Genomic DNA, 25,648 nt, shown 5'->3' on the forward strand with positions numbered 1-25,648 from the left:
GAACCCGCATCGCACGTTCCCGGTATTTCAGGCTAACCGGCTTATTTCAGACCGTCGAGTGCCTGATTCAACGCCAGCACATTGATAACCGGCTCACCCATGAATCCAAGCTCGCGCGCCTGTATGTTCTGATCCACCAGCTGGCGAATGCGTGCCTCGTCAACACCTCTGGCTTTTGCTACGCGCGGAATCTGGTAGTGAGCCGCAGCCGGAGAAAGATGTGGGTCTAGACCGCTGCCCGAAGTGGTCACCAGATCAATTGGCACAGGAGCAGCGCTATTCGTTTCCTTCAATGCTGCCGTATCGGTCTTGATGCGGTCGATCAGTTTCGGATTTGTCGGGCCGAGATTTGAACCACCGGAAGAACTCGCATTGTAGCCATCACCGGCCGCCGATGGCCTGCCGTGAAAGTACTTGTCCGCTGCAAACGCCTGGCCGATCAGTTCGGACCCGATGACAGTTCCGTTCTTCTCGATCAGACTGCCATTGGCCTGGTGCGGAAACAGCAGCTGCGAGAGCCCGGTCATACCCAGGGGATAGATGAGACCCGTGATCACTGTAAGGGCGATAACCATGACAATCGCGGGTTTGAGTTGTTTTAACATTGGAATGATCCTTTATGCGAGCCCGAGGCTGGTGATGACCATGTCGATCGCTTTGATGCCGATGAATGGCACGATGACACCGCCCAGGCCGTAAATCAGAAGGTTGCGGCTCAAGAGAGCCCCTGCACCGACCGCCCGGTACTTGACGCCTTTGAGCGACAGCGGAATGAGCGCAACGATGATCAGGGCATTGAAGATGATTGCCGACAGAATGGCGCTTTGCGGCGTCTGCAAGCCCATGATGTTGAGCGCGCCGAGCTGCGGGTAGAACGCCAGAAACATTGCAGGAATAATGGCGAAGTATTTGGCGATATCGTTGGCGATCGAGAACGTCGTCAGTGCACCGCGCGTCATCAGCAGCTGCTTGCCGATGCCGACGATTTCAATGAGCTTGGTCGGATCGCTGTCGAGATCGACCATGTTGCCCGCTTCACGTGCTGCCACCGTGCCGGTGTTCATAGCCACACCGACGTCGGCCTGCGCAAGCGCCGGCGCGTCGTTGGTCCCGTCGCCGCACATTGCCACGAGTTTGCCCTTGGCCTGTTCGTCGCGGATGAGCGAGAGCTTGTTCTCAGGAGTGGCCTGAGCGAGGAAATCGTCAACGCCGGCTTCTGCCGCAATTGCCGCTGCTGTCAGCGGGTTATCACCCGTGATCATCACAGTCTTGATGCCCATGCGGCGCAGTTCCGAGAAGCGTTCGCGAATCCCACCCTTGACGATGTCCTTCAGGTGAATGACGCCGAGCAGCTTGCCATCGCGTACCACTGCAAGCGGTGTCCCGCCTGCCTTGGCTATCTGATCGGCGATGGACTGCAGCTCACGCACCAGCTCGGCGCTTGCCCGGACGGTTCCCGTCGCAACGGTTGTGGAATTGACATAGGCAAGAACCGCATCGACAGCTCCCTTGCGGATGGACGAGCCATCGATATCCACGCCGCTCATGCGGCTTTGCGCAGTGAACGGCACGAACGTGGCATGCAATGTCGCCATGTCACGCGCACGAATGCCATATTTTTCCTTTGCCAATACGACGATCGAGCGGCCTTCCGGCGTTTCATCGGCCAGGGAAGCAAGCTGTGCCGCATCCGCCAGTTCCTGCTCGGTCACGCCGGTCACGGGACTGAATTCTGTTGCCTGGCGATTGCCGAACGTGATCGTACCGGTCTTGTCGAGAAGCAAAGTATCGACGTCACCGGCGGCCTCGACGGCACGCCCGGACATGGCAAGAACATTGAACTGGATCAGCCGGTCCATGCCCGCAATGCCGATTGCCGACAGAAGCGCGCCGATCGTGGTCGGGATCAGCGTGACAAACAGAGCGACCAGGACAACAACAGGAATGGCGCCGCCTGCATAGGTTGCAAAGCTTGGGATCGTTGCCGTTGCGAGCACGAAGATCAGGGTCATGCCGGCAAGAAGAATGTTGAGCGCAATTTCGTTGGGTGTCTTCTGCCGTTCCGCGCCTTCGACAAGCGCAATCATCCGGTCGATGAATGTGGAGCCGGCAGCGGCAGTGATACGCACGCGCAGCCAGTCCGACAGGACCTGGGTTCCGCCGGTGACAGCCGAGCGGTCGCCGCCGGACTCGCGGATGACCGGAGCGGATTCGCCAGTGATGGCAGATTCATTGACCGAGGCGATGCCTTCGATGACTTCGCCGTCCGAGGGGATAATATCACCTGCCTCGACCAGCACGATATCGCCCACCTTCAGCTTGGTGCCGGGCACCAGTTTGAAGCTGGTGCGATCGTCGCCGGTGAGAAGCTTGGCCTGCGTTTCCGTGCGCGCCTTGCGCAGTGAATCAGCCTGTGCCTTGCCGCGGCCTTCGGCGACGGCTTCGGCAAAATTGGCGAAAAGCACGGTGAACCAGAGCCAGACGATGATCTGGAATGAAAATCCGAGATCGCGGCCGCCGGTCGCCAGGTCCTTGAGGAACAGTACCGTCGTCAGGAACGAAACGACAGCAACCACGAACATGACGGGGTTTTTGATGAGGCTGCGCGGATCGAGTTTTTTGAAAGCTCCTCCGATGGCCGGTATGAGTATGCGAGAGTCCATAAGGCTCGCGGATTTGGACTGGCTCATTTGAGACTCCAGTTTTGAAATTCTTGTAACGGCACAGCGGCGATCATGACGCTGTGACTGTGTGAAGACAGGCGTATGCCGCAAGCCAGACGATCAGCATCACCAGCGTCATGCCAAGGATGATGTCGGAGGCGCGCACGCGCTTGGCTGCTCCTCGCGCCAGCTTGCCGGCGCGAGGGTGGACGTTGAATTGCAGGTAACCGTGACGCATGACAGGCTCCATCAGAAGGTCTGGCCAAGACCGATGGCGAGGTGCTCGACAATCGGTCCGACAGCCAGGGCCGGGAAGAATGTGAGACCGCCGACGATCAGGATGACGCCAATGAGAAGTCCGACAAACAAACCGCCATGGGTTGGGAAGGTGCCTGCGGATTCCGGAACGGTCTTCTTGACGACCAGCGACCCGGCAATTGCCATGACCGGAATGATCACGAAGAACCGGCCCATGAGCATGCCGATGGCGAGCGTCAGATTATACCAGGTGGTGTTTCCGCTGAGGCCGCCGAATGCCGAGCCATTGTTGGCGGCAGCTGACGTATAGGCATACAGGATTTCGGAGAAGCCGTGCGGGCCGGAATTGCCGGTTGCAGCGACAGCCGATGGCAGCACGCATGCAATCGCCGTGAACCCAAGCATGGCAAGCGGCAGGCACAGCACGCCGAGCATGGCCATCTTCACTTCCTTGGCTTCGATCTTCTTGCCGAGATATTCCGGCGTGCGGCCGACCATCAGTCCGGCAACGAAAACCGCGATCACCACATAGAGCAGAATGCCATAGAGACCGGCACCCACACCGCCGATGATGACCTCACCCAGCATCATGTTGATCATGGGCAGCATGCCGCCAATAGCCATGAAACTGTCATGCATGGCATTGACCGCGCCGCAGGATGCGGCCGTTGTGATCACGGCGAAAAGCGCCGACAAAGCGATGCCGAAACGGGTCTCCTTGCCTTCCATATTGCCGCCATCGATCCCAAGGGCATGCACCAGCGGATTGCCGGCGGCTTCCGACCAGTAGCAGGCGGTGACACCGGCCAGGAAAAGAACCCCCATGGCGGCGAAGAGAGCCCAGCCTTGACGTTGGTTTCCAACCATCCGGCCGAAAACATTGGTCAGCGCGGCACCGATCGCAAAGATCGAGACCATCTGGATGAAGTTCGAGATGGCGTCCGGGTTTTCAAAGGGATGGGCCGAGTTGGCATTGAAGAAACCGCCGCCATTCGTGCCGAGCATCTTGATCGCCAGCTGGGATGCGACGGGGCCGACGGCAATGGTCTGCTTTGCGCCTTCGAGCGTTGTGGCATCCACATAGGTCCCGAGTGTCTGCGGAACACCGAGATACACGTAGACAAGCGTCAGAACGATGCAGATGGGGAGCAGTATGTAGAGCGTGCTTCGCGTCAGATCGACCCAGAAATTGCCGACTGACCTGCCTGACGTGCGGGCAAACCCGCGAATGAGGGCGATGGCAATCGCAATGCCTGTGGCTGCCGATACGAAGTTCTGAACGGTGAAACCGGCCATCTGAACAAGATAGGACATGGAGCTTTCGCCGCCATAGTTCTGCCAGTTGGTGTTGGTGACAAAGCTGACAGCGCTGTTGAAGGCAAGACCGGGTTCCGTTGCCGTCATGCCAGCGGGATTATAGGGAAGAATTCCCTGGAACCGCTGCAGCGCATAGAGCACAATGAGGCCGCCCAAGCTGAAGAGCAACAATGCAGCCGTATAGGTGGTCCAGTGTTGTTCGTCGCGCTCGCTTGTTCCGGCAATACGATAAAGGCCCCGCTCCACCGGAACGAGGACGGGCGAAAGGAATGTGCGCTCGCCGTTAAAAACACGCGTCATGTAACCGCCAAGCGGTTTCACAAGTAAGATGATGATCCCGCAGTAAACGAGAATCTGTATCCAGCCGTTGAGAGTCATAGGTGTAGCTTTCCAAGCCTGGTGTCAGAGGCGATCAGAAGCGCTCTGGGCGAACCAGCGCGTAAGTGAGATAGGCAAGAAGGAACAAGGTCACTCCACCTCCGAGAATGTAATCGATGGTCATTATCCGATCCTTCCGATTACAAATTTTCGCAGGCTTTTGTATAAGCCAGCGAAATGAGAAAGAACAAAACACCAATTCCAAGAACAATAAAGTCCATCTGGAGAACTCCTTATATAGACAGCATCAATATTGCCGATCATTACTCAAAAGTATTTTCAGACAAATTGCTGAGCAAAGGAGTTATGCCGCCTCGGACATAAGAATTCGAGACGGGACACAGAGAGGAGGTATAAGGAAACTATAAGGATTTGAGACGAGGTGGTTAAGACCCTTGCAACATCACGACTATCCCAAGGATCAACCGCGTTGCAGCTTCAGCAGCACTATTTTTCTGACATCTGATGGGGTCTTTACATAACCCGGCGCTCAGTCAAACCGCTAAAGCGAGCAAAATCACCGCCTCTATCCTTACGGTAAACGATTCCCGTTTCACTTCTTGCACGCCTGTTAACACGTGATGTGGGTGCGATCAGTTTGGCAATTTCATTTTTAATTTATGTCAAAGATTCGAAATATAAATTTGATATCAAGATTGTAAACGATCCAAAGGTGATACACACACTACCCTTGGACTCTGTTAACATTTGGGGTGAATGAGAGTGAGAACGGCAAAAACAATTTTAAGCGCAATAACCGGACATCTTCCTTATCGCTCTCACATAGACTGATAGGACGACCTCAGATGAACTCCCCATCACCCGAAAGAAATTTCGTCGAAGTTGCCGCAGCCGTTGATATGCCGCCGTCCACGGAAGTGTTTTATTCACCGAGTTCGCTCCGTGATCACAGATATATGGAAGAGGTAGAAATACTTCGCAAAGCCTTTAATTCACTTAAAAAAGAATTCAATACCGTGCACATAAAATACGAAATAAAGAGCGAGAAATAAACTATAAAAATATATACAATAGAGACATTAACAAAAATAGCGCGATGGTGGATATATATATATCATTACTCAAAGACTAAATGCCATTGAAGCCAGCACAACTTGGAAGATGACATCTATATTTCGGAGAGTGGCCTCGCGAAACGTAATCGTCCGAAAGGCATTCCGACTAGCTTCTTGGATTTTTCTGAAGAAAGCAAAACAGTGACCATTGCCTGACCAGCATCATATCCGTTCAATAGCAAATGCGGGCGCTCTTGCCGGAAATGTTACAGAACTTGAATGTAACCGGCAACGATGAAGAGCCATAACCAAGCGAATTTCTTTTCGCCCAAGATGCTGGTCAGCTACCATCTCAATTTCGCCTGAAACTGCCGTTCGTGTTAAGCACCGTCCAGTGCAAACGATTAACACCTGCAATTTCATTTACAGACAAACCAGCTCAAACGCTCCCTTTCCGGAAGCCAACAGAGAGTATCTCCTGATTGACAAATAAGACAGCAGAGGCCAATGAGCCTGAAACCAATTGATCGCGAGCTACCAATGACAGTAAATGCACAAATAGGAATTGTTCATGCGATGTAGTGTTTGTGGCGGAACGTCATTTAGCCATAGCCAAGTTCTTTGGGACGGGCTTGTTGCAGAGTGGGAAATCAACGACGTCGAGCGGAAATATATTGATCGACAGCAGGGGTCACGATGCAACGCATGCGGAACAAACTTTCGGAGCATCGCACTTGCTGGTTCAATAATGGAGCACTGGTCATTCAGGGGCACGTTCAGGGATTTCGTTCGGGAGTTTCCGCACTTAAAAGCCCTGGAAATCAACGAGGCTTCGGATTTGACTAGGCCCCTTTCAGACCTTTCCGATAGAATATTGGCCGAATACCCGGCTGTCGATATGCATGAGATGCCGTACGCTGATCAAAAATTTGATTTGGTCGTGCACTCTGACACGCTGGAACATGTAAAGAATCCCGTAGCAGCCCTGAAAGAATGCCGACGCGTTCTGCGTCCGGGCGGTCTTCTTGCTTTTACAGTTCCCGTTATCGTCGATAGGATGTCGCGTACGCGTGAGGGTTTAGCTAAAAGCTATCACGGGTTTCCAACGACCGGTACCGACGATTATCTGGTTTACACTGAGTACGGCTCCGATATGTGGCGTCAGGTGATTGAAGCTGGCTTTGATAGCGTCAAAATCAACACTTTCGACTTTCCAGCCGGCATAGCTATTAGCGCTTGCATTCACAACGCCGGTTGAAAACCGGTCGTTGAACGTATCGCATCCAATACGCTACTAACTCGATATAAACCCCTTGCGGTTTGTATAGACTTTATAAACCCATGGGATGAGACCTCAGATCACACCCAAGGGATGGAGCAATCAAGTGAGCGTTGTTGCAAAAAGTCTCGGCTAAGAGATAACCAACCCTTGGCAATAGCATCACATCTGCATAAGGGATTTTATCTCGTGGACGAATAAACGCTTGTGTGAGTAGAACATTGCGCGCGATGGCCTCTAAGCTCGAAGCGCCAACAACAAAACGCGGGTCATTTCCAAAATATGTAAGGCTGACCAATGGATAAAGAAAATTCCTTAAGGCAAATGCTTGTTATAAGCATTGTTTTTGCATTCTTCGCAGCCACTTATATCTACACCGTTTATGCGAGCTACACTTCAGCACCATACTTCGATAATTGGAGATTATTCGCAGAGGACAGATTTTTTTACACAAAAATACTTTCACACAATGAGCACATAATAAATTTTATCGCTGCGTTTTTCTGGATGGATAATAATTTCCTATCAGGGCGCGGCACATTACAACTTACGGCAATAGCATGTATGCTCGCAGCACTATCGGTATTTTTTGCCATCGAAATACGAAAAAATTTACCCCAAAATATACTCCTGTGCAGCGCAGTGGCAATGTCGTGTCTAAGCGCGACACAGTTTACAAATATAACCTGGTCGTTCCAAGTTGGGTTTGTGGGCTGTTTTGCGTTTGGCTTCTTATCAATTTATTGCTTAAGCAGAGCCTCCGCATCGCACAATCAAGTATTATGGCTGCTATTGTCCGGATTGTCGGCAATCGCTTCGTCTCTAACACTAGCAGCTGGAGTATTATTGATAGGATTTGTTGGAATTTATTGCCTGTTCCTACGCATACGCCCTATTTGGAAGCTGGCATTTTTGCTATCAACGATTTCCATATTCTTTATTCTCTTAGTTGTAAATCACCCTGATAGACACGAGACAAGTATTAAATCGATACGATATGCAATACTTTTTACACTAGCTGTTTTGGGCTCCTTTCCGGGAACTGCTATCGATTATCGATTTCTTGGTATTGGTTTACCGGAGCGGGTTTACGACTTTGCAGCCATATTATTTGGGGCAATTTTTGTCCTGTCGGCACTTGGCCTGATCCTCCGGGCATATCAGTCTTGGCGAAGTGATCTCGTACCGTTGGCAAGATTGTGGGGAATCCCATTTGGCCTTTGGCTGGCTCTTTCAGCATCAGCAATAGGCTGGGGAAGATCTGAGCTGCCGATCGCCGAAGCGATCAGCGCCCGATATGTTACAATCTCCGTCCTCTTTATGTGTGCACTTTTCGCAACAGCAGCGCAGTTGCGCGTTCGGCAGGCCACCACACGTCCGGTACAAATTCTATGCGTTTTGCTAATTGCGGCCGCCAGCATCGCGCAGGTTAACCGTATGGCCCAAGCGGAAATCGCCGGCCGGCGGTTTGAGAATGCGGAAACAGCGCTTTTAAACAATGCTTATAGCGCACCGGATATATTGAACCTGTATCCGTTAAGCATGGATCAGTCAGCCAAAATCATTGCGTCAATAATGCAACTACGAGGCCTATCATTGTTCGGGGAAGCACGGTATCGTCTGATATCAAAGAATCTATTTTCAGGCGCCTTGACCTATAAAGGCACTTGCGCCTCACAAATATCAAACATTGATCGAGGGCCCGCCTGGTTACTCGTCGAAGGTAGCGTAAACGACGAGGCTACCGGCTTGAAGACCGACATTGTCGCAGCGGCTGATCTGGAATCTAACATCAAGGCAGTTGGAACAGTTCGAAAGCAAATGATCGGGCTTCGTCAGGAAGGAACACAATCTGGCTTTGTTCTCATAGCGCCAACATCCAATATGCCTGCGAGTTCCGATCTGAGTTTCTTTGCTTTAGATATGTCTGCGCTTGCTTTCTGCTATATGGGGAAATCATAAATCACGGTTGTTTCGTCACGAGTTTGACACGGTCAAATGGTCTCAACGGAATAATTCACGAATAGGTTCTGGAATCACAAATCTGAGGAAGTTTTTAATGAACTCACCATCGCTCGAAAAAGGCAGCATTAGGACGCCGAAAGAGGTGACAATATTGCCATCCACTGGAGAGCGCTATTTACCGGGCATGGGCGGCAGAATTGCTGCAGAACATCTTGCAAGGTACGCGTTTGCGTCCCAGTTCGTGAACGATAAAAAGGTTCTCGATATTGCGTCAGGTGAAGGATATGGCTCCGCTATTTTGGCGCAAGCTGCGTCTGCCGTTGCCGGTGTTGATATTGCCGAAGACGCTGTCCTCTTCGCAAGGCATAAATATGAAGCTATCGAAAATGTTGAGTTCAGATTGGGCGACGTCAGCTCCCTAGAGTTTGAAAATGAGAACTTTGATGTAATAACTTGTTTTGAGACCATTGAGCATGTGGCAGATCCACTGGCAGCCATAGTGGAACTGAAAAGAGTTCTCCACAAACAAGGTCTCTTAGTCGTTTCCACCCCGAACCGAGAAAATTATAGCGCCAGATACGACTACGACAATCCGTACCATAAGAAGGAACTTGAATTCGAAGAGTTCCGCGATGCCCTCAGCAACTCGTTCAAGGTTGTAAAATTCTTTGGGCAATTTTCGGGGGCGGCATCAAATATTGTAGAGATCGATAATAATGGATTTTACAATATTCCTGAAAGCAATACGGATGTTACGCACGTTGACGTGCCAAAATGGACTGGGAACGCATCGTGTGGCAGCACTGATCCTCTTTATTTCGTAGCGATCTGCTCGGATACAGCTTGGCCAATTGAGCCGACGCCGACGGAGTTTTTTGATCCTGCCGACTGGCGCACCATCGAAGATGAATTCCTAATGCGGGAAATTCGCTCTTCTCCCTCGGTAAATGCAGGGGTTGTAGATCAGCTTGTAACACAACTCAACATTGTGAATACACTTCGTAGTGAGCTGAAGTTAGCGAACCTCAAGCTATCACAAGTCCAATCGGTTCCACGCAATATCCAACTGGAGGAAGTAAACGTACTTCGCGCCGCATTTGGCTCCCTCAAGGAGGAATACAAAAGACTTGATAGAGAGTTTAACGACATCACTCAGAAACTCTATTCAATTGAAACAAGTACAACTTGGCGAATGACATCAACGTTAAGGCGTGTAGTGGCGAAAAACCCAATCACTCGCAAAGCCGCTCGCCTTATTTCCTCAATTTTTGTTAAGAAGAAATAATTTCCATGGCCATCGACAAGCGTCTCATTGCTGGTGAAGAATATCTCAAGCAACTCAAACAAAATCGGCGTGGACACGTCGATGACAGTTACTATCCGAAGAAGCTGCCCGATTTCAATGTGAAGGATTCCCAGATTGAACTGCTGGCCTATTATCTTCCGCAGTTCCACCCATTTCCTGAGAATGACGAATGGTGGGGCAAGGGTTTCACCGAATGGACAAATGTGACAAAGGCGCGTCCTCAATTTGCCGGCCACTATCAACCTCAGCTTCCATCAGACCTCGGTTTTTATGATCTGCGGAATGAAGAAACAATGGAGCAACAAATTGAACTGGCCAAGGCTTATGGCCTTAGTGGATTCATTTTTTACTACTATTGGTTTGATGGCCGGCGGGTTTTGGAAAAGCCCCTCGATATGTTCATGAAGCGTAAGGATTTTGATTTCAAATTCTCTCTTTGCTGGGCAAATGAGAATTGGACACGCCGGTGGGATGGTGCTGAAAACGAGGTGCTGCTTGGTCAAACCCATACAGCGGAAAGCGACGAGCGATTCATCCGCGACGTGATCAAGTATATGGAAGACCCTCGATACATAGAAATCGATGGGCGTCCACTGCTTACGATTTACCGGATTGGACTATTGCCAGAGCTCGAAGCAACAGTCAAACGATGGAGACAAATCGCCAAAGAATTGCTGGGTAAGGATCTTTTCCTTGTATATGCCATGACTTTTGGAGAGAAACGGGTTCCAGAGACAATCGGTTTTGACGCAGCGATCCAGTTTCCACCCCACGGGATTTCAGCACACGATATCACACAATCAATTACGCCTTTTAGCGATGATTATAGCGGGAACGTCTTTGATTATGAAGATTTGGCGGCGAATGCGCGCAGCTCACTCGGCGAGTATGATTTTCCGGTAATTCCAGGGGTATTTCCTTCATGGGACAATACGGCAAGGCGTGCGGAGAAAGGCCATTTGTACATCGGATCCTCACCAGATAGCTATGGTGCGTGGCTTGCCGAGGCCGCCTACCATGCATTCAACAAGCCTGTTGCAAAGCGCTCTATCGTGGTTATCAACGCCTGGAACGAATGGGCCGAAGGAGCCCATCTGGAACCGGATCAAAAATTTGGACACGCTTTCCTTCGTACCTCAGCGGATATCTTGCGACCCTATTTAAAGCAACCAACATCGAATAGCGCGCAGCAACATCTTACTCCATCTGCGATGATAACAAGCCCTGTACCATCGTATGCGGAAAGAACAGCTGTTATTGTCCATGCGCATTATGCTGAGCCGCTTGAAGAGATACTCAAGGGCATTCCCGAGAATAGGCACCAAGATGTCTTTATCACACTGGCAACCGAACCAAACGCCAAGATTCTTGCAACCGTTGCAATATGGGCAAAAAATGCAAATCTCCTATTCTTTCCGAATAGGGGCAGGGACATCCGGCCATTTCTGGGCGCCATTGATGTAGTGAAGTCCAAAGGCTACCGATACTTCATTAAAATTCACACGAAGAAATCTGTTCATCGCTCCGACGGCAACCAATGGAGCGAAGCGCTGACCAAACCGTTCCTGGCTGCTATTCCGACGAGAGCAATTGAAACCTATTTAGAAGCCAATCGAGACGTTGCGCTTGTTGCTCCAGCTGGACATGTCCTCGACGGCGTACAGTTCATGGGCTCAGCACAGAACTTCAGATGGCTACAACAGATGTGCGAACATTTTGGTTTAGCCTTAGACTATAATGGTTTTCAATTCGTCGCGGGCAGTATGTTTGCTGGTCGAGTATCCGATCTGACGGTGTTCGCCAACGATGGTTGGCTCGCGTCAATGTTCGAGGAGGAAATGGGGCGACGGGACGGGACACTCGCACACGCGATGGAGCGGATGTTTGGGCTGGTTTGCCACCAAAAGGGAAAAGTCATCGCCCTGTTGGACGCGAATGGAGCCAAAATAACTCGCGAGAGTCCGATACAAAAGAATTACCAATATGCGCAGACTCAGTCTTGGCATGTAGTGGCGGGATAACCATTCCGTGGAATATGACTGGACAAAAATAGAGAGGGATATGAATTGACTGAAGTTGCAGACCATCACAGACATATTACAAACGAAGAATGGCTTGAAGTACTCAAGCGAAGTGTGCATGTGTCCGAGATCGATGGGATTGAATTTCCTAAATTCCCACCTGCGGAACTCCAGTCGATGACCGTCGGCTCGGCCAACGAGGACGCACTGCAGGAAGCGTACAATTTCTATAAGGAAGTTAAGGAGCAGGCTGTACGCCTTGGAAATCCAATTGGCTTGGACAGCAAGATACTGGATTTTGGTTGTTCGTGGGGGCGGTACCTTCGCTTCTTTTGGAGGGATACCTATGCCAAAAATTTGTTGGGCGTCGATATCGATCCGGACGTCTTAAAGATCAGCGCAGATCTCAAAGTCCCAGGCGTTCTAAGTAGGATTGATCCGCGTGGCGATCTGCCATTTGAGAGCAGTTCCCTATCCCATGCCTTTAGTTACTCCGTTTTCACACATTTGCCAGAAAATATCTCATTGCATTGGATCAAAGAGATAGCCAGAGTATTGAAACCTGGAGGCGTTTTCGTATTCACTGTTGAACCGCCAAGGTTCATTGATTTTGTAGCAGATATCCCGGTCAATGCTGAATCTGCCTGGCATAGAGGGCTTCGTGCTGCTTTGGGGAATCCCGATGAAGCGCGCCGGAAAGCAGCGCGGGGTGAACTTGTCTACCTGCCTACTGGCGGTGGCGACTACAGAGCAGCGGATGTTTACGGCGATGCAGTCATTCCAGAATCATATGCGCGCACAAAATGGTCCGAGTATTTTGAGGTCGCCGAATACATCGATGAACCCAACCGCTTTTGGCAAGCGGTTGTAGTTGCACGTCGGCGATAAGTTGCAAGCCCCATCATCTCTTGAAATGGTGGGGCTGTAATCGCCTCAGATTTAGCTTGCATATATACAACACCAGTGAGACAGTTGCGCACTCTCCGGCGACAACGCAAGTTGGAGGTTGGTGCCGGACCCGACCATGACCTTCAAACGCCTCGGAAGTACATCGTGCTTTAATATGCGCCTATTTCACGATGCCGGCTTTAACTCTTGGTGGCCAACTGAGTGAAAAGTCCTCACGGTCCAGCGTCAGATTTGGACTATATGCGGGATCTTCCAGAAGAATTTTACCCCAGCGCTGCTGAACGAATTTTGCTTCACTATAAAACCTTCGCTTCTTTTCCGGCGTATCTTCAAGCCCACGTGATGCTGACTCATGATGGTAAAGCTCTGCATAAGGCGTCCACACATTCCGATATCCTGCCTCACGAACGCGAATACAGAAGTCGACGTCGTTAAATGCCACCTTCAAGTTTTCCTCATCCAGACCACCAACTTCCCAGAAAATATCTTTTCGTATGATCAAACAGGCGGCGGTTACAGCGCTGAGGGTATGAATAAGTTGGGCACGCCCAAAATATCCCGGCGCGTTGCGCGGCAATCCTTTGTGGGAGTGACCTGCAACCCCGCTGATTCCGAGGATAACACCGCCATGTTGAAGGGTGTTGTCAGGATACCACAAACGCGCACCAACAGCCCCTACACCGTGTTGGCTGGCCAAACCTACCATTTCGCTCAGCCAATCCCCCGATATGACTTCAATATCATTATTGATCAGACCCAAGTATTCGCCTTTTATCGCCTTTGCCGCACTATTATTCAATGCGGAATAGTTGAATGGTCTGGTATCACGGATGACTTGTATCCGCTCCTCACGAGAAATCTTATCGAGGTACTTCAGAGTGTCCTCTTCATCGGAATTATTATCGACGATAACTATCTCATAGTTCGTGTACTCGGTCTTCGAAACGATGCTCTCTATGCATTGCCGCAATAGTTTTAGCCCGTTGCGCGTCGGAATGATCAGGCTCACCAAAGGACGCGGATCCGGTAATTTGTAACGCGTGCGATACATGCCAAAATCGAGCAGTTCCGAGGTAGCATTGATACCCATCCGTTGAAAATGCTCGTTAAGCACCTGCTGCCCTACGCGGAGTGCATATCCCTTGTTGCTCCCCGATTGTGCGGTGCTATCGGCGTGACTGCGCCAATGATAAAGCACCCGCGGAATGTGCACGATCTGATCGGGCGTCAATGTTTCGATACAGCGCAAAGCGAGATCGTAATCCTGAGAACCCTCCGTCCCAACCCTGAAGCCTCCCACGGCCTTCACCAGACCTGCTTTATAGACACCCAAATGGCATATCATATTATGGGAAAGGAACAGATCAGGATTCCAATCCGACTTAAAATACGGGCTGAAGCGTTTGCCTGTTTCATCTATCTTATCCTCATCAGAGTAGATAAGACCCGCAGCTGGGTTTTGCTGCAAAGCCTCAAACACATAGTAAAGAGCCTCTGGTGTGAGCACATCATCCTGATCCATAAGCGCGATCCACTCACCGGTCGCAAGTTCCAGCGCGCTGTTGGAGGCGGCCGAAATATGACCATTGGTCTCACGGAAAATGATCTTTATCCGCTTGTCCAGCGTTTGATATCGAAGAAGTTCTTCACGTACTTTCGGGTTTGTGGATTTGTCATCGGCAATACAAAGTTGCCAGTGCGGGTAAACCTGATTTTGAACCGATTCTATTGCCGCCTGCAGCCATACCAGATTGGGATTATACACAGGCATGACAATCGATATCAGAGGCAGGTTTCCCACCCGTTTTAAATGCTCCTCCACGGCGGCAGGTTCCAAATGATCCAGGATCGCATAATGCTCGAGCCATTCGGCGTAATCGTTCCCGTACATGCTTCCCTTGGGATTTGCGCTATCCATTGCCCTGATTCTGCGCAGCAGGCCGGAAATGCCATCCCGTCGTATTATTTGAGAAGCATGCCTCATCGAGGCATTGACGCCGCCGTGCTGAACAAGGTTCAAAAGGACCTTGAATTTAATCAACATACCATGTGTTCGATTGGCAAAAAATCGATAGGGCCCAGCCATTTTCCAACTCATCGAATTCTCATATACTAGTATACCCTGTGTTTTCCCGAGTATCTGATTTTAGAGCCTGTTCACAGGCAGATTTACTTCAGCGAATTTTAGTATCGGACATGAAACCACGTTATTGAGGTTGTCATCCTCATGGTTTAGACAATCGGTCTCAGGTGGCAGCTTATCATTCTCATTCTGCAGCTTTGGTTCTCATATTTAGGATATGATGTAAATCGTGCTCGTCTCTTGTTTTGTTCTCGCTGTTCTGGATGCGGGCCGATAAGCCAGAACGAAACTTGAACCGCCGCCGCAATACAACAGGATTGAACATACCGGATTGCAGCTACTGAAATGCCGGCGTTGCCATCGCACCCCACGCTCCCCATCCCCGTCCTTTGTCCTCCAGCGTTATGCTCACGTTCGATTTTTCGCCTTCCTTGCATGCATCAAACGCATTTATCTGCAAATATTGCCATAAATGGGGTCGCAGCAAATCAAACACCGGTGTCTCATCAGAGACCATCCTACCGTTGGACTTGATGACAAGACTTAACCCTTCTGTTGAGGGTCCACGCAAGATTGGAACAATGACGGTCCGACAGGTGGTATCGAGAATGTTGTAGGTGATGCTGCCTACGTCCTCATCGGACGAAACCCAAGTGCCGCTGATTTCGGCCCCCTCATAGGGTGCGCTTATGGAAAGGATGGCTGGCACGCCGGGGCTACCCGTTGCGCCTGAATGCACAACCTGCGTTTGCAGGGGTGCTAATTTCCCAGCTGGAACCAGGTATGGCCCATATGGCAAGAGGGGAAGATCCACACGGCACGGCTTTTCGTTCTCGCCGAAAATCGCCACCAAAGCGATGGGATGGCTTGTATTGCCGGCTGTCCCATTTATGGGCACCACAAAACCACGATAATTCCTGTTTGCGCCAACAGTTTTAGCAATATCGGAGCGACGCTGAAGTGGAGCCGTGTATCCGAGAACATTCTGGCTTGCGTCGACGGCAACAATCCACCATGGCGTTTGTCGTTTCGCATTTGTCACCCAGCCAGTGGCCTGCCACGCCGAAGCAGAAAGGCGCTGGACTTTTTCGACGGATCCAAGTTCACACGCCTGTGCCGGTTTATCAGTCCACTGTTTCCAACTCGATCCTGACAATCCCGGGTTATCAGCGAATAGATTGAGTTTGGCGTCACGAAGGAAATCGATCGCCTGGTTTATGTGATCTGGTACGGGGTATAACTTCAAAAGTTGCTCATCGAGCATCAGACCGGAAGACAGAAAATATCCAGCCTGATTGACTTCATTCGCGTGGCTGGCACCGGCAATATTACCCGGCCTCAAACTGGTCCATGCTGCAACACTTAAGGCAAGAAGAATCCACAATCCCGATCGAGCCTGACGAAGGAATGGACGATAGTCGGATATCATCGCCACGCGGAACAGTATGGCAAAGAGCGTCATCCATAGAACAAGCATGGGCGTCGAGTAACGCGACGCCAATGCTGCGCCCGGGCCCAGTGAAAACCGTCCCCACGCTGCACCAACAGCCGTTGCAAAAAGAAAACTCGCCAGCGCAAAAAGGCCCACCAAAGCATCGTCAAGCGGGCGCCTGCGCAGAAATGGCATTAGAACATGGTGTAAAAACAGGATGCCATAGGCTCCGAACAAGAGCAGACCAAATATTGCGGCAATAACCCCTTTGCTTGTGATCGGGCTGCCGAGCATACCGAAGAAGAAGGATGTAAAATTGCCAACTGTCTTCAACGCGGGCTCTCCGATGGCAGGAGCCCCTCTCGTCAGCACAATAAAAATTCCGATGAGCAAAGCGCCGACAGCCCCGTAGAGAACGGTTTTGATGGGCCGGTAACGCCGCAAAACAAGCAATATCAGAATAGAAATGGGCAATGCGACGCCATTGCCCATTGAAAACACACCCAAGCCCGTTGTCACAAGCAATCCTGCAAACCACCAGCGGGAACTGGGGTGCTCACGATCACTAATTTTCAATCCAAGAAGGCAGCTCGCAAGGGCAAAGATTATCACCAGATAAAATTGCGGCTGGAAACCCCAAAGCAAATTTTCCCATTGGGCCAACGAAAATCCTGATGCAGAGAAAAGTAAAAAGAAAATATAGAAATACTTGTTTTCTCGGTCATTGACGAACAATAGCTTGGCCAAAAGCCACGCAATACAAAATGTTGCGACGCCGATTGAAACGATGAGGGGGCCATTGGTTAAGCTGAAAAAATAATAATCGAGAAAGAAAATCAGCTTTGTCGTTGCAATGACATGCTCATTATGTGCCGCAAAAAGATATTGGAGCGAGAGCGTGTCTTGCTTTGATCTAGCCAGCGCAGCCGCAAATTCCCACTGATCCCAATAAAGGGGGACCATATAGTTCGCCCGCACGAATAAAATCGAGTAAACTATAAGAACCAAGGAGATTAAACAGACCAGCGCCAGGAACATCGCGTTCCTTGTGACCATTCTAAGCATTGATTATTGTCCATCCTTACGGGCGAAAGTGAATGATTTATGCGCGAGGTAGCTGGTGATAACGGGGCTCAGGACGCCGATGATATGGGCTGTCGTGTCCGCGTTCCACGTGTAATTGATCAAGGGGAAAAACCAGCGGGCCAAACCGACGCTGACGAGCCAGACCTGCAGGAGCGACACCAGATTGACCAGACCGAACCGTATGTATTCCTGGCGCACGGAACTACCCGACTGATCAAAGACGAACAGCTTCATCAAGATATAGGCTGTTGTCATTCCAGCCAGGTAAGCCAGCACGATTGCCGCACTGAACGGCATGATCTGCGACAGGGCAATGCGCGAGGCAATGTTCACTGCAGCTGCGATACCACCCGAAATGACAAAACGCAGAAATGGCGAGGCGACGATTGCAGTCGCTCGTTCACGCATCAGACGACCGCCTCGGCCATGGACCTGCCGAAGCGGATGCTCTCCGACACACCCCGATCTTCGGGATAGTAAAAGCATGTGTCCGCAATCTGCAGGCCAGAGATCGGTGTCTGGACCGCTGGCAGTTTCTCGTAAAAATTGGGCTCACAGACCGGCTGGGCATACCGAAGACGGCCCACCGTTGCATCGATGAGATCGTTTCGGGTAACAGCCGGATTGATGCGCTGGATGTAGCCGAACGCCTCATCGATGAACTGCTGATCCGTCCACTGCCATTTCGGCTGGCTGGTCGGCATATAGTAGGGCACGTACACAATCGTGTCATCCACCGGACGCAGATTTGAAAACTCGATGATACCGGGAATATCAATGTTTTCATCGACAATATTGAGCCAGAAATTCTTCGTGACCGACTGCTTGAGCTTGAACAGCAGGCAGACAACGCCGATGTTGCGGATGGCGTCGTATCGATCCCGCCAGGACTGCGGAAGATCCGGAGCAAGTTTGGACACCAATGGCGTCGGCACCGTAGAAATCACCGCATCGCCGGGGAAAAACCTCCCGCCTGCCGTAACACCAATGACTTTTCCGTTCTCAGTTTCTATTTTTTCGGCCGGGGCTGCGAGATGCAGCCGCCCGCCTTTTGCTTCAAACGCAGATACCAGTGCCTTGACGAGGGTCTCGCTTCCTCCCTCGATATAGCCCAGCTCCTCCTGAAATATCGAACGACGGGAATTGCCGATGCGCTTGATGCGCGTGGCGATCCAGGATGCGGAGATATCGTCCGACAGTTCGTAGAACTTGAGCTGCATCAGCCGGCGCCAAAGCGTCTCATAGACTTCCTTGCCGGACCCGCGCTCGATCCATTGTTTGGCAGTCAATTTTTCAATGCTGTTGAAGACCTTTGCCTTCGTCGTCAAAAACATCTGCGCGCCAGTGCGCAACTTCGCAATGAAGCTCAGATGCGGGAACATCAGCAGCGAAATGGGGCTTCCCCAAGGATGGACCTTGTCTTTCATGTAATAGGCCATGGAGGTTGGCGTCCAGCGCATCTTGTCGCCGATACCGAGCTCGTCCATCAAGGCGAAAGTCGGCTTGTCGGTTTTGCAGACAAAGTGATAGTACCGCTCGATCGACACTCCACCGAAGTCAAAGTGCGCGGCCATGCCGCCCGGTTTGCTGTCTGCCTCGATCAAATCAACTTCATGACCAAGCGTTGCGGCCCGGTGCGCTGCGGCAAGCCCCATCGGGCCAGCACCTATGACAATGATCCTGCTCATGTAAAATCCTCAGAAATCCAGAACGATGCCGGAATAGCGGGCATCAAGATATGTCTCTTCCAGCGCGGTGCGCAGCGGCGTTGCTTTGATACCGAATATTTCCGGCCAATCGATCACAGGAAATGTTTCCGGTATGACCAGCGCTTCGAGCTGCCGGGTGGTGAACGGCGGATTGCTGTTGAACTTGCCGTACACGAACAACAGCGCCCAGAACAGGTGATAGGGCAGATGAACGATCCTGGCTTTCGGCTTGACCGTGTCATGTATCAGCTGGATGAGATCGCCATAGTGAATCTGCTCCAGCCCCGATATATCATAGGTTCCTGTTGCGCGGCTGGTCAAACCGGACGCGATGATTGCGGCGAAATCGCCGACATAAAGCGGTTGACGGATAAACTTGCCATCGCCGGGAATGGGAAAGATGGCGGTCCGGTCCATAAACCTGCGCAACCAGCCCAGATGTTTGCGATCGAACCAGCCAAACATCAGCGTCGGGCGCAATATCAGATGCGGAATGTCGCCGACGGTATCGATGAATTTCTCTTGGGTGGTTTTGGAGCGCGTATAGAAATCATCGGCCTGCGAGTGCACGACCGAAGAAGAAATCTGCACGAAATAGGGTACGCTGTGCTTTCGCATGGCCGCGACAATATTTTCAGTGGCCGTGACATTGTTGTCGGTGAATTCCTGTTCCTGGAGACCACCAATCTGCGCTTGATTCAGCACCAGGGCATCGGCGCCGGCCAGTGCATCCATCCATGGGCCCGGCTTGGCGAGATCGGCTTCGATTGTCTCGATTTCCGGATGCATCCGCCGCAGCAAAGCGGTGTTTGTCGGGTGCTTGTCGATCCCCACGATCTTGATATCCGGGTTCGTTTTCAGCCTGGCGATCAGGTTTTGACCAACAAGTCCTGCAGCGCCAGTTATGATAATCCGTCGTGTCATATGCTCATCCGATTGAAAATCACCGTCGGCAGATTGCGGATGATCAGCATGATCAAACGCCAGCGGCCGGGGGCGTAGAAAACTGGGCCAGTGCGATCCGCGGCGCGCCGTGCCACTCGCGCAATCTGTTCGGGCGTTGCCCACAAGGCGCCTTTGCGGTTCATGCCCTCCGTCATGGGCGTGATGGTTGGCCCTGGTTTGACGATGGCAGCGCGCGGACCGTTGCTGGCAAAGCGATGGGAGATGCCTTCAACCAGTGTGGCAAGCCCGGCCTTGGCTGCGCCATAGACATAATTGGCACGTCGCCCCCGATCGCCAGCCACGGATCCCAGAACGACAAGCGAACCCCTCGCCTGCCCTTCGAATACATCGGCGACAGCGAGGCACCATGCGGCAACCGAGTTGAAATTGACCTGCAATATCTCCTCGGCAACGTCCGTCAACTGCTCCGCCTCATCCTGCTCGCCCAGCACGCCATAGGCAATAAGCACATGGTCCACTCCGCCGAGCGTTGCACAGAATTGCGCAAGCGCAGAGCGCACATTCTCTGGCGCTGCCAGATCATAAACGGCAGTCTCGGCGCGGACGGCGCCCCTTACCTTCAAGTCAGCAGCGATAGCGTCGAGCTTGGCTTGTTGCCGCCCGACCAGCAACAGGTCGGCACCTTCGCTTGCGTAGAGGCGAGCCGTCGCTTCGGCAATCGCCGACGTTGCTCCCAATATGATGACACGCACGAAATTATTCCTCTTCTTTACTCGCTTATCCGGCGCCAAAAGGCGGACGAGAATGCTGGATCGACATGCTGTGCAAACGTTTCCCAAGCGGGATAACCGGCGCGAAACATCGCCGCGGAAATGCGCCCGTCCTTCGCAGGGTATAGCCGTCCGCCGGCTTCGCGCACGATGTCATCGAGACGGCTCAATAAATCAAGGGTCAACTGGCCACGGTTGGGGAAATCAAGGGCAAGCGTTGTACCAGCCTGTGGAAAGGACAAAAGGCCGGGCGATACCTTCTCACCGAACGTCTTGAGCACCGCAAGGAACGAGCCTTCACCCGCCTTCGAGATGGCCTTGAGCATTTCCGTGGTTGCATCTCTTGCCGTGACGGGCGGCACAACCGACTGGTATTGGTACATCCCCCGGCGACCGTATATCCGGTTCCAATGCCCGATGCTGTCGAGCGGGTAGAAATACGGTAGATAAGGGGTGGTCGCCTTGCCGGCTGCACGGCGGCCCTTGTAAAAGTACAGGCTGTTGAACAGCCCGATCGACAGGTTGTTCAGGACAAACGACGGCATGGAGAAGGGCACCGTTAACTTCGGCTTTTCGACCCTTGCCAGCTTTGTTCCCCTGGGTGCATGCCGTGCACGCGTGAACAAGCCTCTTCCGAGAGCGTTTCCCTTTGCCAGACAGTCCACCCACGCCACCGTGTAGTCGGCACTGCCTTCGCTCTCGGCAGCCACGGCAAAGAATTCATCCACATTGGCAAAGGGAAGCGTCTCAACGTCCATGAGTGCACTGGGAATGCGCATCAGCTCAATTTCAGCCCATGTGATCAGTCCCGTCAGCCCAAGCCCCCCGATCGTCGCAGCGAACAATCCGGTTTGATCATCATCTCTCAGCTCGATCTCGGTGCCATCCGACCGAAGCAGCCCGATGCGGCGCACCCATCTGCCGATCGTTCCAGCAAGATGGTGGTTCTTGCCATGAACATCATTTGCAATGGCCCCGCCCAGGGTTACAAAACGCGTTCCCGGGGTGACCGGCAAAAAAAATCCGCGACGAACGAACAGATCGAGTATATCGGCAAAAGAGATTCCGGCTTCTGCACGCAACAATCCTGTTGCCGGATCAAACGAAATAATCCGGCCAAGCGCAGTCATGTCGACAAGCGCCCCGCCGGGATTCAGTCCGCTGTCACCGTAAGAGCGGCCAAGGCCTATGGCGAGAAGACTGTGGTCGGCATCACGTGCTTCTGCAATACTGCGCGGCAACTGATCCCGCCAATTCGGCCGGCTGACAAAATGCTGCCCCTGCAGGATTCCACCCCACGAGCGGATATCGTCTTTCGAGACAAATGATCTCATAGAGCAGCCACGAAGAGCACCGCGACTAAAAAGCCGAGCACGACACTGGGCTTGTCACGCAAAGCGAAACTGACGGGATCGTCATTCATGCGCCCCCGATGCGCCAGCAGCCAAATGCGGCCGACCCAGATCGCGAGAAAAACGGGAATTCCACCGAGCAGATTCGGATGAGAATAAACCGACCCCGGAAGCATCTCCTCAACGATGAACAGGACCATGACCAACAGGGACGCTACGGCGGACGCTATGCCAAACGCGAGGGTTAGTGGTGCGTCCTCGAGCATATAGCCCCGGCTGGCGAGGCTGTGAGACCCTGTGGAAGCGGCACGAATAATTTCCGTATGACGCTTGGCAACCGCCAGAGAGAAGAAGAAGAACACTGAAAAGGTCAAAAGCCAGGCAGACGCAGGCAGCCGAAGCAGCGTGATCCCCATGATGAGACGCGTTGTAAACAAAATGCCGATGACCAGCGTATCAAGAATAGGCACGCGCTTGAGGCCAAAGGAGTACGCAAGCGTCAGCACGAGATAGCTTGCCAATGCGAGGGTAAAATAAGGCGTTAGCAGAAGAGAACCGACAAACGCCACGACGAGACCGATGCAGGCCATCGCCAGGCCCGTGGCGATCGGAAGCCGTCCGCTGGCCAGCGCGCGATTGCGCTTCGACCAATGCTGCCGATCAGCACTGAGATCGGCCAAATCATTCAGAAGATAAGTCGAGGATGTGACAATCAACAGACAGAAAAGACCCAGAACCGTATCGCGAAGAACGTTGAAATCGCCCCAGGCATGCGCCAGAATGAGCGGAACGAAAATCAGAGCGTTCTTCGACCAGTGATGCACCCGCAGGGCTTTGAGACTATCCTTCAAAGTCAGAGGATGGTTGCTGAATTCCGCTTCAATCGGCTTGCCCAGATCACGCGCTGCCTTTGCGACGCCGGCGGAAACGCCTGCCAGAACTATTCCCGCGGCCAATTTCCACACCGCCAAGTCTGCCCTGCTGTCGCCGACATAGACAAAGCCATCAGGAAAAGTACGCGCCAGATGTTCTGCCTTCACACGTCCCTTCAGATTTGCGGTATCGGAGCCGATGGCGCTCGCAAAAATACCGATACGCCGCGAAATATTGTCAACCACTGCCTGATTTGCCGCAGAACAGAGATGAATCTCCCGGCCGGCAGCAGCTTGCTCACGCAACCACTTCACAAGGTCCTCGCGAAGCGGCAGGACCGTTGATGCCAGGTCAACCTTTGACGCCAAAGCGGCCTTCAAGGCAGCGCGGCCCCGCAGCATGCTGGGAGCAGCGCGAATAAGCGTCGCGGGTTGGGTGAAAAGAGCTGCAACCACTTGTTCGTGCAGCGTGTCAGTCAGGATAAGTGTCTTATCCAGATCAACGACGATGGGGTACCGCGTCAACTGGACACCGGCGTTCTCTGGAGTGACCTCTCCATTCAATTCGCGATATGCCAATTCCATAACGGGCTATAACTTTCCAAGGTGACGCTGAACTCATAGCCTTCTGGCACAAATGGCTTATCGCCACAAGTCCAGCTTCCTCATGCAGTCTGCATCAGGCCAAACCAATATTGGGCAAACCATTGCCTCCATCAAACAGGAAAAGCAGCCGCCTGATCAATCAAACCGTTTGTGCCGGCCTTTCGGTCAAATTCCGGAATCGAAGATCAAAATCACGCGCGATATCGGAAAGCTTCACCTCGGCAAAACGCGACAGAAGCATTTGTTCCGCCGCGTCGAAAGCGTCAGTCAAGGCTGCGTTGACCGATTGCTCCACGAGACAATCCGGATGGTCAATAGCTATGCCGATTGCAAACATTTCCGGTCGCCCCAATGCCTGATGCACGTCAAGCAGCGATATTTCATCGAGCGGGCGCGCCAGTATCCAGCCCCCACCATGCCCCTTGTCGGAACGGACATAACCGGCATTTCTCAAGCCCGCCATGGTTCGCCGCACCACCACCGGATTGGTGTTCAGCATCTTTGCAATGTTGTCGGACGTGATCGAGCCGTCGTGCCGATCCATATGGATCAGGACATGGAGCATTCTCGATAGGCGGCTGTCATGTCTCATACTGGCTATTCTCCTTCTGCATGCATAGCACATGCCAACGATACGTAATAGAATAAGTTACATGACTATTGACGGAAATTTTCACGTAACTTATGTTGTTATTTAACTCAAATTCCGATGCGATCCGGCATTGGAAATATCTTGCCCCCCCCGCAATGAAGGAGCTTCCATGACCTATGATGCCATTGTTATCGGCGGCAGTTTTGCCGGTCTTTCCGCCGCCATCCAGATTGCCCGTGCTCGCCGGCGCGTGCTCCTGATTGACGCCGGCCTGCCCCGCAACCGCTTCGCCGAAGCATCCCATGGTTTTCTGGGCCAGGACGGCAGGCGGCCCCACGATATCATTGGCGATGCGCGGCGGCAGCTTTCCCTCTACCCGACAGTGGAGTTTATCGATAGCGTGGCTGTATCGGCCCGCAAAGCCGGCGACCATTTTGCCGTTGCGTTGGCCGACGGCACCGAAAAACGGGCCATGCGTCTCATTCTGGCTACCGGCGTGAAAGATGATCTGCCTGCAATCCCTGGCCTGCCGGAGCGATGGGGCCTATCGGTTCTTCACTGCCCCTATTGCCACGGCTATGAAGTTGGCGGCCAGGCACTGGGCGTTCTGGCCAATACACCCCTGTCGGCACATCAGGCACTGCTGATATCGGATTGGGGACCGGCCACATACTTCACTCAAAATACGTTTGAGCCGGATGCGGAGCACCTATCCAGTCTGGCGGCGAGGAATGTATCGATCGAACGGACACCGGTTGTCGAGCTTCTGGGCAATGCACCCCGGCTTGAAGCGGTCAGACTCAGTGATGGCAGGGTTGTACCTGTCGACGCTATTTTCACCGCGCCGAAAACCAGCATGGCCAGCCCGCTGGCGGAACAGCTTGGCTGTGCTTTCGACGATGGTCCGCTTGGGGCATTCATTCGTGTGGACGACTGGATGCAGACAACGGTCAAGGGCGTTTATGCGGCCGGCGATGCAGCCAGTCCCATGGCCAATGCAACGATGGCCGCAGCGGCTGGTGTCAAAGCCGGGGTTGGCGCGCATCAATCGCTCGTCTTCGAAAGATAAAGGATGCGCCCCTATTGCACGTTACCATGGCGACGGTTTCCGCTTGACTCAACTGCGCG

General features: G+C 52.3%; 20 protein-coding genes. 6 read left to right on the plus strand and 14 right to left on the minus strand.

Annotation, left to right across the window (positions count from 1 at the left end; translation table 11 throughout):
- Nucleotides 1-41 precede the first annotated feature (41 nt).
- The 5 genes from kdpC to J1W56_RS15890 are packed head-to-tail and all read right to left on the minus strand — an operon-like array spanning nt 42 to nt 4,740.
- Entirely contained in the window at nt 42-605 is a 564-nt protein-coding gene (gene kdpC / locus J1W56_RS15870) for a potassium-transporting ATPase subunit KdpC (protein ID WP_223614238.1), read from the minus strand.
- Nucleotides 606-617: 12 nt separating this feature from the next.
- Nucleotides 618-2,690 (minus strand): potassium-transporting ATPase subunit KdpB, encoded by a 2,073-nt coding sequence (gene kdpB, locus J1W56_RS15875; protein ID WP_223614239.1) that lies wholly within the window; start codon nt 2,688-2,690, stop codon nt 618-620.
- Nucleotides 2,691-2,733: 43 nt separating this feature from the next.
- Nucleotides 2,734-2,901, minus strand: coding sequence for a hypothetical protein (locus tag J1W56_RS15880; protein WP_223614240.1), 168 nt, complete (start codon nt 2,899-2,901; stop codon nt 2,734-2,736).
- Between the two features lie 11 nt (nt 2,902-2,912).
- Nucleotides 2,913-4,616: a potassium-transporting ATPase subunit KdpA gene (gene kdpA, locus J1W56_RS15885; protein WP_223614241.1), complete on the minus strand. Its 1,704-nt coding sequence runs from the start codon at nt 4,614-4,616 to the stop codon at nt 2,913-2,915.
- A 34-nt stretch (nt 4,617-4,650) separates the two neighbouring features.
- Nucleotides 4,651-4,740 (minus strand): K(+)-transporting ATPase subunit F, encoded by a 90-nt coding sequence (locus tag J1W56_RS15890; RefSeq protein ID WP_163593559.1) that lies wholly within the window; start codon nt 4,738-4,740, stop codon nt 4,651-4,653.
- Nucleotides 4,741-6,203: 1,463 nt separating this feature from the next.
- Between J1W56_RS15890 and J1W56_RS15895 the strand changes: the two genes are divergently transcribed.
- From J1W56_RS15895 to J1W56_RS15915, 5 genes are all read left to right on the plus strand, one after another.
- Entirely contained in the window at nt 6,204-6,890 is a 687-nt protein-coding gene (locus tag J1W56_RS15895; RefSeq protein ID WP_223614242.1) for a class I SAM-dependent methyltransferase, read from the plus strand.
- 318 nt (nt 6,891-7,208) lie between these two features.
- Nucleotides 7,209-8,873 (plus strand): hypothetical protein, encoded by a 1,665-nt coding sequence (locus J1W56_RS15900; protein ID WP_223614243.1) that lies wholly within the window; start codon nt 7,209-7,211, stop codon nt 8,871-8,873.
- A 97-nt stretch (nt 8,874-8,970) separates the two neighbouring features.
- The gene (locus J1W56_RS15905; protein WP_223614244.1) at nt 8,971-10,161 is read left to right on the plus strand and encodes a class I SAM-dependent methyltransferase; all 1,191 of its coding nucleotides are present in this window, start codon (nt 8,971-8,973) and stop codon (nt 10,159-10,161) included.
- Nucleotides 10,162-10,166: 5 nt separating this feature from the next.
- Nucleotides 10,167-12,203, plus strand: a complete 2,037-nt coding sequence (locus J1W56_RS15910; protein ID WP_223614245.1) for a glycoside hydrolase family 99-like domain-containing protein — start codon at nt 10,167-10,169, stop codon at nt 12,201-12,203.
- A gap of 45 nt (nt 12,204-12,248) precedes the next feature.
- A complete protein-coding gene (locus J1W56_RS15915; protein ID WP_223614246.1) occupies nt 12,249-13,091 on the plus strand; it encodes a class I SAM-dependent methyltransferase in 843 nt (280 codons plus the stop codon).
- A 181-nt stretch (nt 13,092-13,272) separates the two neighbouring features.
- On the opposite strand, the gene J1W56_RS15920 is transcribed toward J1W56_RS15915, so the two are convergent.
- The 9 genes from J1W56_RS15920 to J1W56_RS15960 all read right to left on the minus strand — a co-directional run bounded on the left by J1W56_RS15920 (nt 13,273) and on the right by J1W56_RS15960 (nt 24,520).
- On the minus strand, nt 13,273-15,198 hold the full coding sequence (locus tag J1W56_RS15920; RefSeq protein ID WP_223614247.1) for a glycosyltransferase family 2 protein: 1,926 nt from the start codon (nt 15,196-15,198) through the stop codon (nt 13,273-13,275).
- Nucleotides 15,199-15,532: 334 nt separating this feature from the next.
- Entirely contained in the window at nt 15,533-17,665 is a 2,133-nt protein-coding gene (locus tag J1W56_RS15925; RefSeq protein WP_223614248.1) for a hypothetical protein, read from the minus strand.
- 30 nt (nt 17,666-17,695) lie between these two features.
- Nucleotides 17,696-18,121 (minus strand): GtrA family protein, encoded by a 426-nt coding sequence (locus J1W56_RS15930; protein ID WP_223614249.1) that lies wholly within the window; start codon nt 18,119-18,121, stop codon nt 17,696-17,698.
- Nucleotides 18,121-19,401 (minus strand): NAD(P)/FAD-dependent oxidoreductase, encoded by a 1,281-nt coding sequence (locus J1W56_RS15935; protein ID WP_223614250.1) that lies wholly within the window; start codon nt 19,399-19,401, stop codon nt 18,121-18,123. The genes J1W56_RS15930 and J1W56_RS15935 overlap by 1 nt, the downstream gene beginning before the upstream one ends.
- 9 nt (nt 19,402-19,410) lie before the next feature.
- The gene (locus J1W56_RS15940; RefSeq protein ID WP_223614251.1) at nt 19,411-20,346 is read right to left on the minus strand and encodes an NAD-dependent epimerase/dehydratase family protein; all 936 of its coding nucleotides are present in this window, start codon (nt 20,344-20,346) and stop codon (nt 19,411-19,413) included.
- Complete coding sequence (locus tag J1W56_RS15945) at nt 20,343-21,080, minus strand: SDR family NAD(P)-dependent oxidoreductase (RefSeq protein ID WP_223614252.1); 738 nt, start codon at nt 21,078-21,080, stop codon at nt 20,343-20,345. The genes J1W56_RS15940 and J1W56_RS15945 overlap by 4 nt, the downstream gene beginning before the upstream one ends.
- A 17-nt stretch (nt 21,081-21,097) precedes the next feature.
- Nucleotides 21,098-22,432: an FAD-binding oxidoreductase gene (locus tag J1W56_RS15950; RefSeq protein WP_223614253.1), complete on the minus strand. Its 1,335-nt coding sequence runs from the start codon at nt 22,430-22,432 to the stop codon at nt 21,098-21,100.
- Nucleotides 22,429-23,907 (minus strand): UbiA family prenyltransferase, encoded by a 1,479-nt coding sequence (locus tag J1W56_RS15955; protein WP_223614254.1) that lies wholly within the window; start codon nt 23,905-23,907, stop codon nt 22,429-22,431. Before J1W56_RS15955 ends, J1W56_RS15950 begins: the two co-directional genes overlap by 4 nt.
- Before the next feature lie 160 nt (nt 23,908-24,067).
- Nucleotides 24,068-24,520: an Rrf2 family transcriptional regulator gene (locus tag J1W56_RS15960; protein ID WP_223614255.1), complete on the minus strand. Its 453-nt coding sequence runs from the start codon at nt 24,518-24,520 to the stop codon at nt 24,068-24,070.
- A gap of 169 nt (nt 24,521-24,689) precedes the next feature.
- Here J1W56_RS15960 and J1W56_RS15965 point away from each other — a divergent pair, with 169 nt between their 5' ends.
- Nucleotides 24,690-25,589: an NAD(P)/FAD-dependent oxidoreductase gene (locus J1W56_RS15965; RefSeq protein WP_223614256.1), complete on the plus strand. Its 900-nt coding sequence runs from the start codon at nt 24,690-24,692 to the stop codon at nt 25,587-25,589.
- The last annotated feature ends 59 nt before the right edge of the window (nt 25,590-25,648 follow it).

The organism is Phyllobacterium calauticae (genome assembly GCF_019991125.1).
GTDB classification, from domain to species: Bacteria; Pseudomonadota; Alphaproteobacteria; order Rhizobiales; family Rhizobiaceae; genus Phyllobacterium; species Phyllobacterium calauticae.